At 71.5% G+C, this 16,201-nt stretch carries 14 protein-coding genes; 10 read left to right on the top strand and 4 right to left on the bottom strand.

Going from position 1 to position 16,201, the window contains the following annotated elements; genetic code table 11:
- Window positions 1-244: 244 nt before the first annotated feature.
- The 10 genes from J2847_RS25810 to J2847_RS25855 all read left to right on the top strand — a co-directional run bounded on the left by J2847_RS25810 (window position 245) and on the right by J2847_RS25855 (window position 11,256).
- A complete protein-coding gene (locus J2847_RS25810) occupies window positions 245-1,828 on the top strand; it encodes an ABC transporter substrate-binding protein (protein WP_209781655.1) in 1,584 nt (527 codons plus the stop codon).
- A gap of 133 nt (window positions 1,829-1,961) precedes the next feature.
- Window positions 1,962-3,617 carry an AMP-binding protein gene (locus J2847_RS25815; RefSeq protein ID WP_209781656.1) on the top strand — a complete coding sequence of 552 codons (1,656 nt, stop codon included), beginning with the start codon at window positions 1,962-1,964 and terminating at the stop codon, window positions 3,615-3,617.
- Complete coding sequence (locus J2847_RS25820) at window positions 3,610-4,530, top strand: ABC transporter permease (protein ID WP_209781657.1); 921 nt, start codon at window positions 3,610-3,612, stop codon at window positions 4,528-4,530. Before J2847_RS25815 ends, J2847_RS25820 begins: the two co-directional genes overlap by 8 nt.
- A 25-nt stretch (window positions 4,531-4,555) precedes the next feature.
- The gene (locus tag J2847_RS25825) at window positions 4,556-5,401 is read left to right on the top strand and encodes an ABC transporter permease (protein ID WP_209781658.1); all 846 of its coding nucleotides are present in this window, start codon (window positions 4,556-4,558) and stop codon (window positions 5,399-5,401) included.
- Entirely contained in the window at window positions 5,398-6,378 is a 981-nt protein-coding gene (locus J2847_RS25830; RefSeq protein ID WP_209781659.1) for an ABC transporter ATP-binding protein, read from the top strand. The genes J2847_RS25825 and J2847_RS25830 overlap by 4 nt, the downstream gene beginning before the upstream one ends.
- Window positions 6,375-7,379, top strand: coding sequence for an ABC transporter ATP-binding protein (locus J2847_RS25835; protein ID WP_233474787.1), 1,005 nt, complete (start codon window positions 6,375-6,377; stop codon window positions 7,377-7,379). The genes J2847_RS25830 and J2847_RS25835 overlap by 4 nt, the downstream gene beginning before the upstream one ends.
- Before the next feature lie 38 nt (window positions 7,380-7,417).
- Window positions 7,418-8,581 carry an acyl-CoA dehydrogenase family protein gene (locus J2847_RS25840; RefSeq protein ID WP_209781660.1) on the top strand — a complete coding sequence of 388 codons (1,164 nt, stop codon included), beginning with the start codon at window positions 7,418-7,420 and terminating at the stop codon, window positions 8,579-8,581.
- Between the two features lie 13 nt (window positions 8,582-8,594).
- Window positions 8,595-8,999: a MaoC/PaaZ C-terminal domain-containing protein gene (locus J2847_RS25845; RefSeq protein WP_209781661.1), complete on the top strand. Its 405-nt coding sequence runs from the start codon at window positions 8,595-8,597 to the stop codon at window positions 8,997-8,999.
- A complete protein-coding gene (locus J2847_RS25850; RefSeq protein WP_209781662.1) occupies window positions 8,996-10,462 on the top strand; it encodes a hypothetical protein in 1,467 nt (488 codons plus the stop codon). Before J2847_RS25845 ends, J2847_RS25850 begins: the two co-directional genes overlap by 4 nt.
- 35 nt (window positions 10,463-10,497) lie before the next feature.
- The gene (locus J2847_RS25855) at window positions 10,498-11,256 is read left to right on the top strand and encodes an SDR family NAD(P)-dependent oxidoreductase (protein ID WP_209781663.1); all 759 of its coding nucleotides are present in this window, start codon (window positions 10,498-10,500) and stop codon (window positions 11,254-11,256) included.
- Between the two features lie 47 nt (window positions 11,257-11,303).
- Here J2847_RS25855 and J2847_RS25860 read toward each other — a convergent pair whose 3' ends face one another.
- Genes J2847_RS25860 through J2847_RS25875 form a run of 4 tightly spaced genes read right to left on the bottom strand, consistent with a single transcriptional unit; the run spans window position 11,304 to window position 16,194 of the window.
- Entirely contained in the window at window positions 11,304-12,032 is a 729-nt protein-coding gene (locus tag J2847_RS25860) for an enoyl-CoA hydratase/isomerase family protein (RefSeq protein ID WP_209781664.1), read from the bottom strand.
- The gene (locus J2847_RS25865; RefSeq protein WP_209781665.1) at window positions 12,032-13,474 is read right to left on the bottom strand and encodes a flavin-containing monooxygenase; all 1,443 of its coding nucleotides are present in this window, start codon (window positions 13,472-13,474) and stop codon (window positions 12,032-12,034) included. The genes J2847_RS25860 and J2847_RS25865 overlap by 1 nt, the downstream gene beginning before the upstream one ends.
- A 25-nt stretch (window positions 13,475-13,499) precedes the next feature.
- Window positions 13,500-14,480, bottom strand: a complete 981-nt coding sequence (locus J2847_RS25870; protein WP_209781666.1) for a Bug family tripartite tricarboxylate transporter substrate binding protein — start codon at window positions 14,478-14,480, stop codon at window positions 13,500-13,502.
- A gap of 22 nt (window positions 14,481-14,502) precedes the next feature.
- The gene (locus tag J2847_RS25875) at window positions 14,503-16,194 is read right to left on the bottom strand and encodes a rhodanese-like domain-containing protein (RefSeq protein WP_209781667.1); all 1,692 of its coding nucleotides are present in this window, start codon (window positions 16,192-16,194) and stop codon (window positions 14,503-14,505) included.
- Window positions 16,195-16,201: the final 7 nt, after the last annotated feature.

Here is a 16,201-nt window from a genome sequence, read left to right on the forward strand (position 1 = left end):
GGGAAGATCATCGCATCGGCGCAATCCCGTCGGAAAATCGATGCAATACCCCTAGCATGGCCTTTGGATCGGGTACGATAAAAATACGCTTGCACTCATTGCATCGAATGCGACACACTCTATTCAAGAGATAGGAATTTGCAGATTTTTCTGTGAAATATGCGCGGCGCCTCCGGCCTTGCGGCCGTGCCGAGGCGCCCGCCAACCGAGCCGAGACCGGCCAACGCCAAGGATGGGCCTGAGGATGGGGATGATGTCGTTCAAGACGGGGAAGTTCAGCCGGCGCGGTTTCGCCCGGACATTGGCCGGGGCCGGTTTTGGCGCGCTGCTCGCCTGGTCCGCCCTGCCGGGCACGGCGCTGGCCGCCCCGGACAAGCCGGCGGTCGACCGCGACACGGTGGTGGTCGGGCTGGAGAAGGAGTTCCAGAATCTCGACGGGCTGGTCGCGGTCAGCGGCGAGTCCCTGCGCTACGGCTGGCAGATCTACGACACGCTCTATGGCTTCGACGTCAAGGGCACGCTGGTGCCGCGGCTGGCCACCGGGCTTGAGATTTCGCCGGACGGCCTGACCTACACCTACAAGCTGCGCAGCGGCGTCAAGTTCCACGACGGCAGCGCCTTCACCGCGGCCGACGTCAAGGCGTCGATCGACCACATCCTGAAGCCGGAGAACAAGAGCACCCGGCGCCCCTACTTCGCCCCCATCGTCGCCTCGGTGGAGACGCCCGACCCGCTGACGGCGGTGATCAGGCTGAAGGTGCCGGACGGCGCCTTCGCCAACAAGATCGCCGGCTACCTCTACATCATCCCCGGCGCCTACGTCGCCAGCCTGCCCTCGGGCGAGGCCTTCGCGCAGGCGCCGGTGTCGCTCGGGCCGTACCGCATCAAGGAGTACAAGGTCGGCCAGAACCTCGTGCTGGAGCGCTTCGAGGACTACTGGGGCGAGAAGCCGGCGATCAAGACCCTGGTCTTCAAGGTGATCCCGGAGCCGAGCAGCCGCGTCAACGCGCTGCTGACCGGCGAGATCGACCTCGCCGTCGTCGTGCCGCTGCCCGACTACGACCGGCTGAAGAAGGAGCCGGGGTTGGACGTCGTTGCCAACCCGGTGGCCTCGCCGCTCTACGTCCGCCTCTACACCAACCGCCCGGAGCTGCCGATCGCCAAGCGCGAGGTGCGCCAGGCGCTGAGCTACGCCATCGACAGCAAGGCGATCATCAAGGGCGTGCTGCACGGGGTCGGCGAGCCGCTGGCGACCTTCGTGTCGAAGCACTACCCCTACGGCTCCGACCCCGACCTGAAGCCCTACCCCTACGACCCGAAGAAGGCGAAGGAGCTGCTGGCCAAGGCCGGCTACCCCAACGGCTTCGACACGCGGCTCTACAGCGGCACCGACCAACCCAAGGAGGTCGCCGAGGCGCTGGCCGCCTATTGGGCGCAGATCGGCGTGAAGACCGACATCCAGCGCGTCGATTACGCCTCCTGGGGCCGGTTGAACAACACGCACAAGTCGGACCCGATGACGGTCTCGCAGTTCACCAACGCCATCTACGACCCGATCCACCCGGTCGGCGGCGCCTTCGCCAAGGAGGGGAGCTGGTCGGACTATTACAACGCCGACGTCGAGGCCCTGCTGGACGAGGTGAACCGCACCACCGACACCGCCAAGCGCGGCGAGCTGTTCAAGAAGGTCGGCAAGATCCTGAACGAGGACGCCGCCGCCATCTTCATCTCCGAACTCTATTACGTCTTCGGCAAGAAGAAGAGCCTGGATTGGGAAATCCAGCAGGGCTCCGGCTTCCTCAGCTTCCGCAAGGTCGGCTGGAAGTAAAACCGGCACCCCGTCGCATCAAAGCCCTCTCCCCCGCTCACGCGCAAACGACGTTTGAGCTGACGCGGCAGGCGGACCTTCGGTCCGCCGAGAGCGGGGAGAGGGTTTGTCATCGATAAGCGAGGCGCAACCCATGCAATGGCACGACAAGACCTTCGCGCAGGCGCTCGATTGGGCGGCCGGGGCGCACGGCGACCGTGTGGCGGCCAAGGTGGGCGGCGCCGCGCTGACCTACACGCAACTCGCCGAGCGGGCCAGGGATCTGGCGCGCGGGCTGCTGTCGCTCGGCATCGCCAAGGACGACAAGGTCGCGCTGTGGATGCCGGACGGGCTCGACTGGCTGGTCGCCCGCTGGGCGGTGCCGCTGACCGGCGCCGTGCTGGTGCCGATCAACACGCGCTTCCGCAACGCCGACCTCCGCTACGCGCTCGGCCAGTCGGACAGCGTGGCGCTGATCCTGGCGCCGGGCTTCCGCTCGGTCAGCTATTTCGACATTCTCGAACACTCCGTCCCCGACTGGCGCGCGCAGCCGCGCGACGGCTGGCGGACCGACGCCTTCCCGCAGCTCCGCACCGTGCTGTGCGCCGGGGACGAGGTGCCGGGCAGCACCCTGTCCCTGTCGGCCGTCGAGGCGGAGGGCGCGGCGCTGCGCAGGGCCGACGACGCGCTCGACCGTGCCATCGCGGCGGTCTCCGCCGACGACGTGGCGCAGATCCTCTACACCTCGGGCACCACCTCCTTCCCGAAGGGAGCGATGGTCGCGCACGGGCCGCTGCTGCAGAACAACTGGCACGCCATCGAGCGCTACGCCTTCACAGCGGAGGACCGCTATCTGCTGACGGTGCCGCTGTTCAGCGCGACCGGCACCTCGGTGACGCTGACGCTGTTCCTGGCCGGCGCAACGCTGGTCGTCCAGGACCATTACGAGGTCGAGGAGTTCTGCCGGACGATCGAGCGCGAGCGCATCACCGCCAGCTTCTTCGTCGAGCCGATCGTCCAGGACATCAAGGCGACCCGCGCGCACGAGCGTTACGACCTCTCCAGCCTGCGCACCGGCAGCGGCGTGCCGCTGGGGCCGCAGTCGATCCGCTGGGTGATCGAGACGCTGGGCGTGTCGCAGTGGGTCAGCGTCTACGGCCTGTCGGAGACCAGCAACGCCGCCACCCGCAACCGCTGGGACGATCCCGTCGAGACCCGCGTCGCGACGGTCGGCCCGCCCTCCCCCGGCGTGCGCCTCCGCATCGTCGACATCGACGACGGCAGCCCCCTGCCGCCCGGCAAGCCCGGCGAGATCCTGATCAAGGGCTACACCGTCACCAAGGGCTATTACCGCAAGCCGGAGGAGACCGCCAAGGCGATCGATTCCGAGGGCTGGCTGCACACCGGCGACCTTGGCGAGCTGACCGGGGACGGCCGGCTGGTCTTCCGGGGCCGCATCAAGGAGATGATCAAGCCCGGCGGCCACAACGTCGCCGCGCTGGAGATCGAGGAGTTCCTGAAGACCTTCCCCGGCGTGCGCGAGGCGGTGATCGTCGGCGTCCCCGACACCCGCTTCGGCGAGGTGCCCTACGCCTTCGTCGAGCCGGAACCGGGCGAGACGGTGGAGGCAAGCGCCCTGCTGCGCTTCTGCAAGGACAACATCGCCGGCTACAAGGTGCCGCGCCACGTCGCCTTCGTCGACGCGTGGCCGCGCACCAGCACCGGCAAGACCCAGCGGCTGGCGCTGCGCGAACGCGCCGTCGCCGCGCTTGCTTCGGAGGTCGTCGCCCCGGAGACCATCGATGGTTAGCTACATCCTGCGCCGGCTCGGCGCCGGTCTGGCGACCGTGCTGCTGATGACCATCATCATCTTCATCATCGTCCGGCTGGTCGGCGACCCCGCCCACCTGATGCTGCCGCCCGAAGCAACCGAGGCCGACCGCGACCTGTTCCGCCAGCAGCTCGGCACCGCCGACCCGCTGTTCGTGCAGTATCTGCGCTTCCTCGGCGGGCTGCTGCAGGGCGACCTCGGCACCTCCTTCCGCTACGGCGTGCCGGCGCTGGGGATCGTGCTGGAACGGCTCGGCCCCAGCTTGTACCTGACGGGCACCGCGATGGCCTTTGCCGTCGGGCTGGGGGTGCCGCTCGGCATCCTGTCGGCGGTGCGGCCGGGCGGCGTCGCCGATCAGGCCGGGCGGCTGTTCGCCGTGCTCGGCCAGTCGGCGCCGCCCTTCTTCTTCGCCCTGCTGTTCATCCGCTTCTTTTCGGTGGAGCTGCATTGGCTGCCGACCGGCGGCTATGGCGGGTTCTCCCATGTGCTGCTGCCGGCGCTGGCGCTCGGCTGGTACTCGGCGGCCGGGCTGATGCGGCTGACTCAGGCCAACATGGCCGAGGTCATGGACGCCGAATACATCAAGATGGCGCGCATCAAGGGCCTGCCCGAGCGGGTCGTCATCCTGAAGCACGCGCTGAGCAACGCCTCGCTGCCGGTCATCACCTTCGCCGCCTCGCAGTTCGGCATCCTGCTGGGCGGGGCGGTGTCGATCGAGGCGGTCTTCTCCTGGCCCGGCTTCGGCAAGCTGATCGTCGATGCGATCTCCCAGCTCGACTACACCGTCGTCCAGGCGGCGGTGGTGGTCTCGGCGGCGCTGTTCATCCTGATCAACCTCGTCGTCGACCTGCTCTACGCCTTCATCGATCCGAGGATCCGCTATGGTCGCTGACGCCCTGTCGCGGAGGGAGCCGGCCGTGGCCGCGCCCCGCCGCCGGATCTCCCTGCGCGGCGCCGTCCGCCGCGCCCGGCTGGTCCTGGCGCTGTCCATCCTGGCCCTGGTGGTCGGCAGCGCGCTGCTCGCCCCGTGGATCGCGCCCTTCGATCCCAACGCCATGGATCTCGGCAACGCGCTGCAACCGCCCTCGGCCGAGCATTGGTTCGGCACCGACCAGCTCGGCCGCGACGTGTTCAGCCGCGCCATCGTCGGCGGCCAGCTCTCGCTGCTGATCGCGGCGGCGGTGGTGGCGCTGGCGGGGACGTCGGGCACGCTGCTCGGCATCGTCGCCGGCTACCGCGGCGGCTGGATCGACGGGATCATCATGCGGGTCGCCGACATCCAGTACGCGCTGCCGCCGGTGATCCTCGCCATGGTGATGGTCGGCGCCATCGGCCCCAGCACCACCAACATCGTCGCCGTCATCACGCTGGCCAACTGGGCGCGCTTCGCCCGCGTCATCCGCGCCGAGGCGCTCAGCCTGCGCCACCGCGACTTCGTGCTGCTGGCGCGGCTGGCCGGCGCCTCGCACCTGCGGATCGTGCTGGTCCACATCCTGCCGAACGTCCGCAACACGCTGCTGGTGCTGCTGACGCTGGACCTCGGCCTGATCATCATCCTGGAGGCGACCTTGAGCTTTCTCGGCCTCGGCATCCAGCCGCCCGACCCGTCCTGGGGCACCATGATCGCCGACGGGCGCGGCTATCTGGAGCGCGCGTGGTGGACCTCGATCCTGCCGGGCTGCGTGCTGATGCTGACCGTGCTGGCCGCCAACCTGCTGGGCGATTCCTTGCGCGCCGGCAACGGCTCGGAGGAGGCCCGATGAGCGAGATCCTGCGCGTCGAGAACCTCACCACCCGCCTGTCGGCCCGCGACGGTTCGGCGGCGGCGGTGGACGGGGTCAGCTTCTCGGTCCATGCCGGGCGCACCCTGGGTCTGGTCGGCGAGTCCGGCTCGGGCAAGAGCCTGACCTGCCTGTCGATCCTGCGGCTGCTGCCGCCGGCGCTGTCGCAGGCCGGCGGGTCGGTATGGTTCAAGGGCGAGAACCTGTTCGACAAGTCACCGCGCGCCATGACCGCGATCCGCGGCGGCCAGATCGGCATGATCCTCCAGGACCCGATGACCTCGATCAACCCGCTCTTCACCATCGGCGATCAGGTCGGCGAAGTGTTCCGTTACCATCGCGGCGTGTCGGGGCGGCGCAACCTGTGGGCCCGCGCGGTGGAGACGCTGCGCCGCGTCCACATCCCGGCGGCCGAGGAGCGCGTCGGCAGCTATCCCCACCAGTTCAGCGGCGGCATGCGCCAGCGGATCGCCATCGGCATGAACGTCGGCTGCGAGCCCGACCTGCTGATCGCCGACGAACCGACCACCGCGCTCGACGTCACCATCCGCCTGCAGATCCTGTCGTTGCTGCGCGAGATCCAGGCGGCGCGCGGCATGGCGATGATCCTGGTCACCCACGACCTGCACCTCGTGTCGCGCTTCTGCGACGAGGTGGCGGTGATGTATGGCGGCCGCATCGTCGAGCAGGGTCCCGTCGCCCGCGTCTTCAACGACCCCGCCCACCCCTACACCAAGGGACTGATCGGCGCGGTGCCGAAGATCGCGCGGCACGCCGAACGGCTCGCCGTCATCCCCGGCCAGCCGCCGCTGGCCGGCGAGCATGGCGCCGGCTGCCGCTTCGCCCCGCGCTGCGCCAAGGCGCAGCCGCGCTGCTTCTCCCACTACCCCGACGACCGCCGCTTCGAGGACGACCGCCGCGCCGTCGCCTGCTGGGTCCCGGAAGGGCTGCCGTCATGACCGCCATCCCCGCCGACACTCTGGCCGACACCGACGCCTTCATCCGGATCAGCGGCCTGACCAAGACCTATCACGTCCGCCCGCGCTTCCTGGCCCGTCCTCGCCCGCTGGCGGCGGTGGCCGGCGTGTCCTTCGCGGTCGAGGAGGGCGGCACCTTCGGTCTGGTCGGCGAATCCGGGTCCGGCAAATCGACCATCGCCAAGATGCTGATCGGCGCCGAGACCCAGAGCGCCGGCGACATCCGCATCGCCGACCGCCGCTTCGGCCCCCGCCTGTCGGCCGAGGACGATGCGTGGCGCCGCCGCACGCTGCAACCGGTGCTGCAGGACCCGACCAGCGCGCTGAACCCGCGCCTGCGCGTCGCCTCCATCGTCGCCGAGCCGATGCGGGTCCAGGGCACCCAGCCCGACAACGCCGCCTACGAGCGCCGCGTCCTCGAACTGTTGGAGAAGGTCGGGCTGACCGCCGCGCACGCGAACCGCCGCCCCTCCGAACTCAGCGGCGGCCAGCGCCAGCGCGTCGCCATCGCCCGCGCGCTGGCGCTGGAGCCGCGCGTGCTGGTGCTCGACGAGCCGGTGTCGGCGCTCGACGTGTCGATCCAGGCGCAGGTGCTGAACCTGCTGAAGGACCTCCAGGCCGAGCTGAAGCTGACCTACCTGCTGATCTCGCACGATCTGGCGGTGGTCGCCTACATGAGCAGCCGGATCGGCGTGCTGTATCTCGGCCAGTTCATGGAGATCGGCGACAAGGCGGACGTCATCGCCCGCCCGGCGCACCCTTACACCCAGACCCTGATCGCCGCGTCGGAGCCGGAGAACGCCGCCAGCCTCGATCTGGTGAAGGGGGAGATCCCCTCGCCGCTGGCCCCGCCGCCCGGCTGCCCCTTCCACCCGCGCTGCGGGCAGGCCGTCGCGCGCTGCCGCACCGACAAGCCGCTTCTGCGCCCGATCGGCCCCAACCATCACGTCGCCTGCCATCTGGCCGGCCAAATCGCCGGCTGACCGCCCGTTCATCCAAAAACGCCCCGGAGATCCGCACCATGGCCGACCCACAGGCCGTCCTCGACAGCCCGACCTTCCGCGACCTCGACCGCCTCGCCACCAGCGTCTTCCGCGAGCGCGGCGCCGCCTACGAGCGCGACGACGCCATGCCGGTGGAGAACCTCAAGGATCTCCATGCGCGCGGCCTGCTGCACGTCACCGTCTCCAAGGAGAATGGCGGGCTGGGCGCCAACGTGTCGAGCGAGGACACGGCGACCTTCCCGCAGCTGGTCCGCACCATCGCGCGCGGCGACAGCTCGACCGCACACTGCTTCCAGGTCCACAACCACACGGCCTGGCTGATCGAGGGCACCGGCACGCCCGAGCAGATCGAGCGCTTCCTGAAGCCGGTGACCGCCCGCTTCGGCCTGTTCTCCTCCATCGGCAGCGAGCCGGGCCGGACCAACATGTACGTCATGCAGACCAAGGCGCGGCGGGTGTCGGGCGGCTACATCGTCAACGGCGTGAAGAACTACGCCACCAACGGCCCGCTGGCCGACGGGCTGGTCACCTTCGTGGCGCTCGACGGGGTCGAGGGCTACGCCAACAACCACCAGATGGTGATCCTGGAACCGGGCATGGACGGTCTGGTCATCGACGATTCCTGGTACCAGCCCAACGGCATGCGGGCGGCGCGCAGCTCGCTGCTGACGCTGAACGACGTCTTCGTTCCCGACAGCCATGTGCTGGGCGAGCCGGGCGCCTACCCCAACGGCCGCTGGCAGGGCCGTTTCCATCTCGGATTCGCCGCCAACTATCTCGGCACGGCGGAGGGGCTGTACACGTGGTATCTCGATTACATCCGCAAGAAGGGCAAGGCCGGCGACGGCATCACCCAGCTGCGCACCGGCGAGATGCGGATCGCGCTCGACGGCGCCCGCGCCCTGTTCCATCACGCCTTGCAGTCCTGGCGGACCCGGCCGGTGGTCGAGGCCGAGCTGATCTCGATGAGCGCCAAGTCGGCCGCCGCCCACGCCGCCTTCGACCTGTCGCACAAGGTCATCCACGCCGCCGGATCGACCGCGCTGTTCGACGAGTTCCCGCTCAGCCGCTTCATCCGCGACCTGGAAACCCACGTGCTGCACGCCGGCCACGACCGCACCGCCCAGATCATCGGGCAGGGCGAGCTGGGCGAGAGCTTCGACAGCACGTTGCAACGCTGACCCGGCCGCCGCGATGACGACCGCGTTTCCCCTCCCCGGCGACCGGGCGGTGCTGAGCGCCGGCCCGGTGACCACCGCCGATCTGGTGCGCTACGCCGGGGCGTCGGGCGACTTCAACCCGATCCATTACGACCATCTCCACGCGGTGGCGTCGGGGATGGACGGGGTGATCGCCCATGGCCTCTACGTCATGGGCGTCGCCGCCCGCGTCTTCGACGGCTGGCTGGGGGCGCGGGGGGAGGTCGCCGCCTACGATGCCCGCTTCACCGCCCCGGTCAAGCCGGGCGACCGGCTGGAGGTGGCGGCGACCGTGCAGTCCGTCGCGGATGGGCAGGCCCGGGTGACGGTCGAGGGCCGCGTCGGCGACCGCAAGGTGCTGGCGGCGGAGGCGACGTTGCGGTTCGCCGCCGCGTCATGATCCGGGCGCGGGCTCAACCTCCGCCCCGATCAAGGCCGTCCACCGACGCCGTCGTCTCCACCCTGGCGCTCGGGACCGTCGCCGTCGCCACGCTGGTCCGGCAGCTGGGCGGCCTGCCGGCCGCCGGGATCGTCGCCGACGGCGCTCTCGCCCTCTATCTGGCGGTGGAGGCGCCCAAGCTGCCGCGCCTGTGCAAGATCATGGTGGCGGCCGCCCTGGCGCTCGCCGCCCTGGCGGTGGCGCGGCAGCCGGACGGGGCGGCGGCGATGGCCGGGGCCTTCGGGCGGGCGACGCTGGTCGCGGCGCTGCTGGCGGCGCTGGGATTCGTCAACGAGGCGGCGCGCACCTCGCCGCTGATCCGCCGCTGCGGCACCGCGCTGATCGCGCAGCCGTCGCAGCGGCGCTACCTGATCATGACGCTCGGCGCGCATCTGTTCGCGCTGGTGCTCGGCGTCGGCGTGCTGACCCTGCTGGGCAGCATGGTCGTGCGCAGCAACACGGCGGCCTCGGCGCGCGGCGACGCGGCGCTGGTGCGGCAGCGGCTGCGCGAGCTGTCGATGGGGCTGATGCGCGGCTTCTGCACCATGCCGATGTGGTCGCCGCTGTCGATCGGGCTGGCGGTGGTGCTGGCCGTCGTTCCGGGGGTGAGCTGGGACCGGCTGATCCCCGTCGCGGCGGCGATGTCGGTCAGCTTCCTGGCGCTCGGCTGGCTGCTCGACGGCATGAAGCTGGTGCCGGCCTTCAGCGGCGGCGCCCTGCCGCGCGAGGAGGCCGCACCGCTGGACTGGCGGCCGTTGGACTGGATGCCGATGGCGCGCTTCGCCGCACTGGCGCTGCTGATCGTCGGCGGCGCGCTCGGCGTCACCGCCCTGGCGGGGGTCGCGCTGAACGAGGGCGTCATGCTCACCGTGCCGGTCGTCGGCATCGGCTGGCTGGTCGCGCAATACGCCCGCTACGGCCTGTCCAACGCGGTCGGCTTCACGGCAGGCCGGCTGCGGCGCCGGCTGTTCGGCATGTTCCCGAACTACCGCATCGAGATCTGCCTGATCGGCGCCGGCACCATCATGGGCAGCGCGCTCGGCGCGCTGGTGCCGCCCGATCTGGTGCGCGGCGCCATCCAGTCCGCCGGGCTGGCCCCGGCCCCGCTGGCGGCGGCGCTGCTGCTGGCCATCATCGTCAGCGCCCAGACCGGCATGGGGGCGGTGGTCGGCGTGACCATCCTCGGCTCCGCCATCCCCGACCCGTCGGCGTTGCAGCTGACGCCGCTGATGCTGGCGGTGACCTTCCTGTGCGCCTGGGCGCTGTCGTCGGGATCGGCGGTCTACGGTACGACGCTGGTCATCCTGTCGCGCATGACCGGGCAGCCCGGTGGCATCATGGCCTTCCGCTGGAACGGCGCCTTCACCGTGCTGGGCTATCTGCTGTCGGTGGCGTGGCTGCTGGCGCTGGCCGGTTTCCCCTGACCCGATCCTTCACCGTCAATCCGGAGAGAGTGACCATGACGAACGGAACTGCGAACGACTTTGGCGCCGATTTCGAGGGCCGCGTGGCCTGGGTGGTCGGCGCCTCGGGCGCGCTGGGCGGCGCCACGGCGCGGGGGCTGGCCCGGCGCGGCGCCACGGTGGTGCTGTCGGGCCGCAACGCCGACACGCTGGCGGCGCTGGCCGGCGAGATCGGTGGTGGAGCGGAGGCGCTGCCGATCGACATCGGCTCCGACCCCTCGGTGCGGGCGGCGGCGGACTCCATCGCGGCCAAGCACGGGCGGATCGACTATCTGGTCAACAGCAGCTCGGTGTCGGTGTTCGGCGACTTCCTGTCGCTGACCGACGAGGACTGGCTGGCCGTCTTCAACGCCAAGCATCTCGGCTATGTCCGCACGCTGCGCGCCACCATCCCGCACATGATCGCCGCCAGGTTCGGGCGGATCGTCAACGTCTCGGGGCGCGGCGGCCAGCATCCCAGCCGCATCCACCTGCCGGGCGGCAGCGCCAACGCGGCGGTCGATCTGCTGACCAAGGGCCTGTCGAAGATCTACGCGGAGCACAACATCCGCATCAACGCCGTCTCCCCCGGCCCGATCCGCTCGCCGCGGCTGGACGCCATGCAGGGGGCCGGACGCCCGGCCAAGGGGCCGGTGCTGGGCGACGGCCAGCCGGACGACGTGGCCGACGCGGTGCTCTACCTGCTGTCGGAGCGGTCCCGCTTCATCACCGGCGCCGCCCTCCAAGTGGACGGCGGCGGGCCGGGGCTGGGCTGACGGGAACGGGCGTCTGACGGAAAAGGATGGAGGCGCGGGTCAGCGGCCTAACGCCGGAACCCGCGCATCGCGATGTTGACCTCCCGCCCGGCCTCCAGCGCCTCGGCGAAGGGCAGATCGGCGACGCGGCGGAACAGCGCCTTGGTCGCCGCCATCGCCTCCGCCGGGGCGGCTGCCCAGGCGGTGGCGATCGCCAGCGCCGCGTCGCGCACGGCGTCGGGCTCCACCACCCGGTTGACGAGGCCGAGCGCCAGCGCCTCCTCCGCGCCGAGAAAGGCGCCCAGGCTCAGCAGCTCGAACGCCCGCTTGGGCCCGAGCTGGCGTTGCAGCCCGGTCATCACCAGCGCCGGCACCAGCCCGTGGCGCAGCTCGGGGTAGCCGAAGCGCAGGTCGCTCCCCGCCACCACCATGTCACAGGCGATGGCCAGCCCGGCTCCGCCGCCGACCGCCGCCCCGCGCGCGGCGGCGACCACCGGCTTCGGCATGCTGGCGAGCAGGGCGTGGACGTCACGGGTCAGGGTGGCGCGCTCGGCGACCAGCGCCTCGTTGGCCGGGGTCAGATCGGCCATCTCGCTTGTGTCGGCTCCGGCGCAGAAGGCGCGCCCTTCGCCGGTCAGCAGCACGGCGCGCACCGAGGGATCGGCCGCCGCGTCCTCCAGCGCCGTCAGCAGGGCGCGGGTCAGCGCGGTGTCGAGCGCGTTCAGCCGCTCCGACCGGTTCAGGCTGACGAGGCGGACGGCTCCCGCCGTCGCGGTCAGGACCAAAGACGCGGCCATCACACCGGCTCCGCGACGGCGTGGGCGTACTCCTCGCCGGTCAGGTCGTCGGCGGTCGGGGCGAGCATGCGCTCCAGATGCCGCTCGCGGTCGGCGAGGAACAGGTCGCGCCCGAGGGCCGACACCAGCCGGGGGACGTTGTGGCGCAGGCTGGGGATGTCGCCGACCGGCCGCCCCTGGCTGACCATGCCGGAATAGCCGTGATAGTGGATGTCGGCCAGCCAGGGCGCCTGCCCCGGCTCCGTCTCGACGAAGCGGAAGCCGGGATCGAGGTAGGGGCTGGCACCCAGCGCCGCGTCCTCGTCGCCCGGCTCCGGGGTGAAGCGGTCGCCCCAGCGGGCGATGCGGTCGGCGAAGCCGGCGAGTTCCGGCACCCGCGACAGGTCGGCGGCGTAGCCGGTTCCGGCGATGACGAAATCGACCAGCAGGCTCCGCCCGTCCTCCGTCGCGATCCGCACGGCGTCACCGCCCAGACTGTCCACCGCGCGCCAGCCGGCGCCGAGATGCAGGCGGAAGTTGGCGAAGCGCGCCGCCCGCCGCACCGTCGAGGCCGGCGGGAAGCTGGCGCGCGCCCGGTAGAGTCGCATCACCCGCCAGCGCTCGGCGTCGGACAGCGCGTGGAAATGCTCGGCCGCCGCCGGGTAGCCGAAATTCTTCATGCGGGTGCCGCGCGTCAGGTCGGCGTTGCGCCCGAACAGGTGAACCTCCGCGGCCCCCGCCTCCAGCGCCGCACCCGCCGCGTCGAAGGCCGAGGCGGCGGCCCCGAGAATGGCGACGCGGCGCCCGCGAAGGGTCTCGAAGTCGATGGCCTCGGCGGTGTGGGCGTAGAGCCTGCGCGGCAGCGCGTCGGCGATCACCGGCGGCACGAAGGGACCGCCGCCGCCGGCGAAACCGGTCGCCAGCACCAGCTTGCGCACCGTTTCCGTGCTGGCGACGCCGTCCCGCTCCAGATGCAGGCGCAAGCCCCCGTCGAGCGGCTCGACGCGGCGCAGCCGGGTGCCGTTGCGGACGGGAATCCCCGCCGCCGCGCGGAACCAGTCGAGATAATCGGCCCACAGCAGGCGCGGAACGTTGCCCAGCGCCGCGTAGGCGTCGGCGCCATACAGCGCCTCGTGCCACGCCTGGAAGGTCAGGGCCGGGATGCCGATCTCCGGCCCCGGCGGGGCCTTGGCGGTGCGCAGCGTCTCCATACGGGCGACGCTGCGCCAGACGCCCTCGCCCCCCGGTGGCGCGGCGTCGATCACCGTGGTGCGCCGGATGCCGGCGCGGCGCAGGGCGAAGGCGATGGACAGGCCGCTCTGCCCGCCACCGATCACCGCGACGTCGTGGTCGATGCCGGGCCGCGCCGGCACCCAGTTCGCCGGCTCCTCCCCGAGCAGGGCGAGCGAGCGCCGGGCCTCGGCGGCGAGCGCGGCGAGCGCGTTTGCGTGGGATCCAGTCATGTGAGTTCCGGTCATCGGGCCGCCGTCACTCCATCTTCGCGCCGGAGGCGTCGGCCACCTTCTTCCAGCGGGCGTTCTCGCTGACGATGAAGCGGCTGAACTCCTCCGGGCTGTTGGCGATCAGGTCGAGGCCGAGCGTCTTCAGCTTCTCCAGCGTTTCCGGCCGCTTGAGGATCGTGACGATCTCGCGGTTCAGCCTGTGGACGATCTCCGGCGGCGTGCCGGCCGGGGCGAGGATGCCGTGCCAGGCCGACGCCTCCAGCCCCTCCAGCCCCGGCGTCTCCGACAAGGCGGGAACGCCCGGCAGCAGGTCGGTTTTCTGGCTGACCGCGATGGCCCGCAGTTGGCCCGACCGCACATGGCCGATCGAGGAGGAGATGTTGTCGAAGGCGAAATCCACCTGCCCGCCGATCAGATCGACCAGCATCGGCCCGGCGCCCTTGTAGGGGACGTCGGTCCAGCTCGTCCTGAAGGTCAGCTTGAGCTGTTCGCCCAGCAGGTGGTGGATGGTGCCGAGCCCGCCCAGCCCGAGATTCAGCGTGCCCGGCTTCTGTTTGTCGAGCGCGATCAGGTCGGCCAGCGAGTGGACCGGCAGCTTGGGGTTGACCTCCAGGATCAGCGGCCCGCCGGCCACGGTGACGATCGGGGCGAAGTCCTTCGTCGGGTCGAAGGGCCGCTTCTCCAGCAGGTTCGGCGCCACCGCCAGCATGGCCGAGTTGCCGACCAGGATGGTGTAGCCGTCCGGCTTGGCCTTGGCGACCAGATCATGGCCGAGCAGCCCGTTGGCGCCCGGCTTGTTCTCCACCACCACCGGGCTGCCGAGCGCCTCGGCCAGCGGCTGGGCGACCAGCCGGGCGACGATGTCGGTCTGCCCGCCCGGCGGGTAGGGGGCGATCAGCTTGATCGGCTGGCTCGGGTAGTCGGCGGCCCAGGCAGAGGATGCTGCGGAGACGGCGGACAGCGCCGACAGCGCCAGCGCGCCGGCCAGGGACAGAAGGCGGTTCATGGACAGGGCTCCGGAAGGGCGGTCAGGCGGCGTGATGGGCCGCGTGATGGGCGGCCGGCTGCGAGGCCGCCGCGCGGTCGCGGAAACGGAAATCGGGGTCGATGCCGACCTGATGGATCAGGTCGATCTCCCACTCCAGATAGGCGCGCATCGCTGCCTCCGGATCGGGCTGCAGGCGGGGCGGCAGCCAGACGTCGTCGGTGTCGTCGGCGTGGCGCGCCTCGCTGTCGAGCGGCAGGCCGGCGGCGGTCCAGGCCCGCGTGCCGCCGTCGAGCGCCAGCGCCTTGACCCCCTGCGCGCGCAGCTCGGCGGCGGCGAAGCGGGCGATGGCACCGTCCGGGCTGGTCAGCACCAGGGCGTCGGCCTTGGGCAGGCGGCCGAGGCTGGCGGCCAACCGTGCCCGCGTCGCGAACCATGCGCCGGGCAGATGGCCGCGCCGGTATTCGCTGCTGAGGCCGAGATCGACCAGCGTGACGCCGCCGCGGTCGATCCATTCGGCCAGCGCCTCGGGTGCGATCAGGCTGTCCGCCGGCTCGTCGAGCGCCTCCAGCCCCAGCACCCGCGCCGGACGCGGGCCAAGCTCCAGCACGCCGTCCGGCGAAGGAGCGTCGAGCACCGCCACGTCCCAGCCCATGCGGGCCAGCCAGGAGGCGGTGAGGCGGGCACGCACGAGGCTGCCGTCGTCGGCCAGCACGATGCGGGCGCCCAGCGTCGCGACGTGCCGGTCGGTCTCCTGCACCAGCTGCCCGCCGGGAACCGAGACGAAGCCGGGCCGGTGGCCGCGCTCATACTCCTCGGGCTGGCGGATGTCGATGCGGTGCAGGGTGCGGGTGGCGTCGGCGTCCCAGGCCGCCAGCGTGGCGGCGTCGACGGTCGGCACGCCGTGCCGCTCGGCGACCGCCGCCGCCGCCGCGACGCTCCAGTCCCGCGCGGCGGCGCTGGCCGGGGCGGAGCGGCGGCGCGCGCCCTTCTCCACCGCCAGCCCGCCCAGCGTCCAGCCCATGGTGCCGTTCCGCAGCGAGACCACGCGGTTGGGCAGCCCCGCCGCGATCAGCGCCTGGGCGCCGATGATGCTGCGGGTCCGCCCGCCGCAGCTCGCCACCACCAGCGTGTCGGGCGAGGGCACGAGGTCGCGCACCGCGTCGACGATCTCCGCCCCCGGCACGCTGATGGCGCCGGGGATGGTCTGGGCGCGGAACTCCGGGAAGGAACGGGTGTCGAGCACCACCAGATCCTCGCCGGCCCGCTGCTTGGCGTGCAGCGTCGCCACGTCGATCCAGGGGGTGCCGTCGTGATGCTCGACCAGCTCGGCGAAGGCCTTGCTGGGGACATGGGCGCCGCTGTAGACCGGGAAGCCCGCCGCCACCCAGGCCTCGGTGCCGCCGGTCAGCACCGACACGTCGCCGTAGCCCAGCGCGGCCAGCCTTGCGGCGGCCCTGGGCGCCAGCGTGCCGTCGCCATCCACCACCACCAGCCGCACGGAGCGGCGCGGCAGCAGCGTGTCGGCGATCACCTCCAGCCGGCTGAGCGGCAGCGAGGCGGCGTAGAGCAGATGGCCGGAGCCGGTGAAGGCCCCCTCCTCGCGCGCGTCGACGATGGCGAGTTCCCCGCCATCGTGCAGGAGGCGGCGCAGGGCGGCGGGGTCGATGCCGGGAATGGCGGTGCCAATCGTGGTGGCGGTCGTGGCGGTGATCGTGACGGCGGTCGTGGTCATGGCGAAT

This window comes from Azospirillum agricola (assembly GCF_017876095.1).
GTDB lineage: Bacteria > Pseudomonadota > Alphaproteobacteria > Azospirillales > Azospirillaceae > Azospirillum > Azospirillum agricola.

Bases quoted from the DNA above. Each gene is read 5' to 3' on its own strand.
- J2847_RS25840 (WP_209781660.1), top strand. From the start codon at position 7,418: ATGGCCGACCCACAGGCCGTCCTCGACAGCCCGACCTTCCGCGACCTC.
- J2847_RS25875 (WP_209781667.1), bottom strand. From the start codon at position 16,194: ATGACCACGACCGCCGTCACGATCACCGCCACGACCGCCACCACGATT.
- J2847_RS25830 (WP_209781659.1), top strand. From the start codon at position 5,398: ATGAGCGAGATCCTGCGCGTCGAGAACCTCACCACCCGCCTGTCGGCC.
- J2847_RS25835 (WP_233474787.1), top strand. From the start codon at position 6,375: ATGACCGCCATCCCCGCCGACACTCTGGCCGACACCGACGCCTTCATC.
- J2847_RS25850 (WP_209781662.1), top strand. From the start codon at position 8,996: ATGATCCGGGCGCGGGCTCAACCTCCGCCCCGATCAAGGCCGTCCACC.
- J2847_RS25820 (WP_209781657.1), top strand. From the start codon at position 3,610: ATGGTTAGCTACATCCTGCGCCGGCTCGGCGCCGGTCTGGCGACCGTG.
- J2847_RS25815 (WP_209781656.1), top strand. From the start codon at position 1,962: ATGCAATGGCACGACAAGACCTTCGCGCAGGCGCTCGATTGGGCGGCC.
- J2847_RS25860 (WP_209781664.1), bottom strand. From the start codon at position 12,032: ATGGCCGCGTCTTTGGTCCTGACCGCGACGGCGGGAGCCGTCCGCCTC.
- J2847_RS25845 (WP_209781661.1), top strand. From the start codon at position 8,595: ATGACGACCGCGTTTCCCCTCCCCGGCGACCGGGCGGTGCTGAGCGCC.
- J2847_RS25810 (WP_209781655.1), top strand. From the start codon at position 245: ATGGGGATGATGTCGTTCAAGACGGGGAAGTTCAGCCGGCGCGGTTTC.
- J2847_RS25855 (WP_209781663.1), top strand. From the start codon at position 10,498: ATGACGAACGGAACTGCGAACGACTTTGGCGCCGATTTCGAGGGCCGC.
- J2847_RS25870 (WP_209781666.1), bottom strand. From the start codon at position 14,480: ATGAACCGCCTTCTGTCCCTGGCCGGCGCGCTGGCGCTGTCGGCGCTG.
- J2847_RS25865 (WP_209781665.1), bottom strand. From the start codon at position 13,474: ATGACTGGATCCCACGCAAACGCGCTCGCCGCGCTCGCCGCCGAGGCC.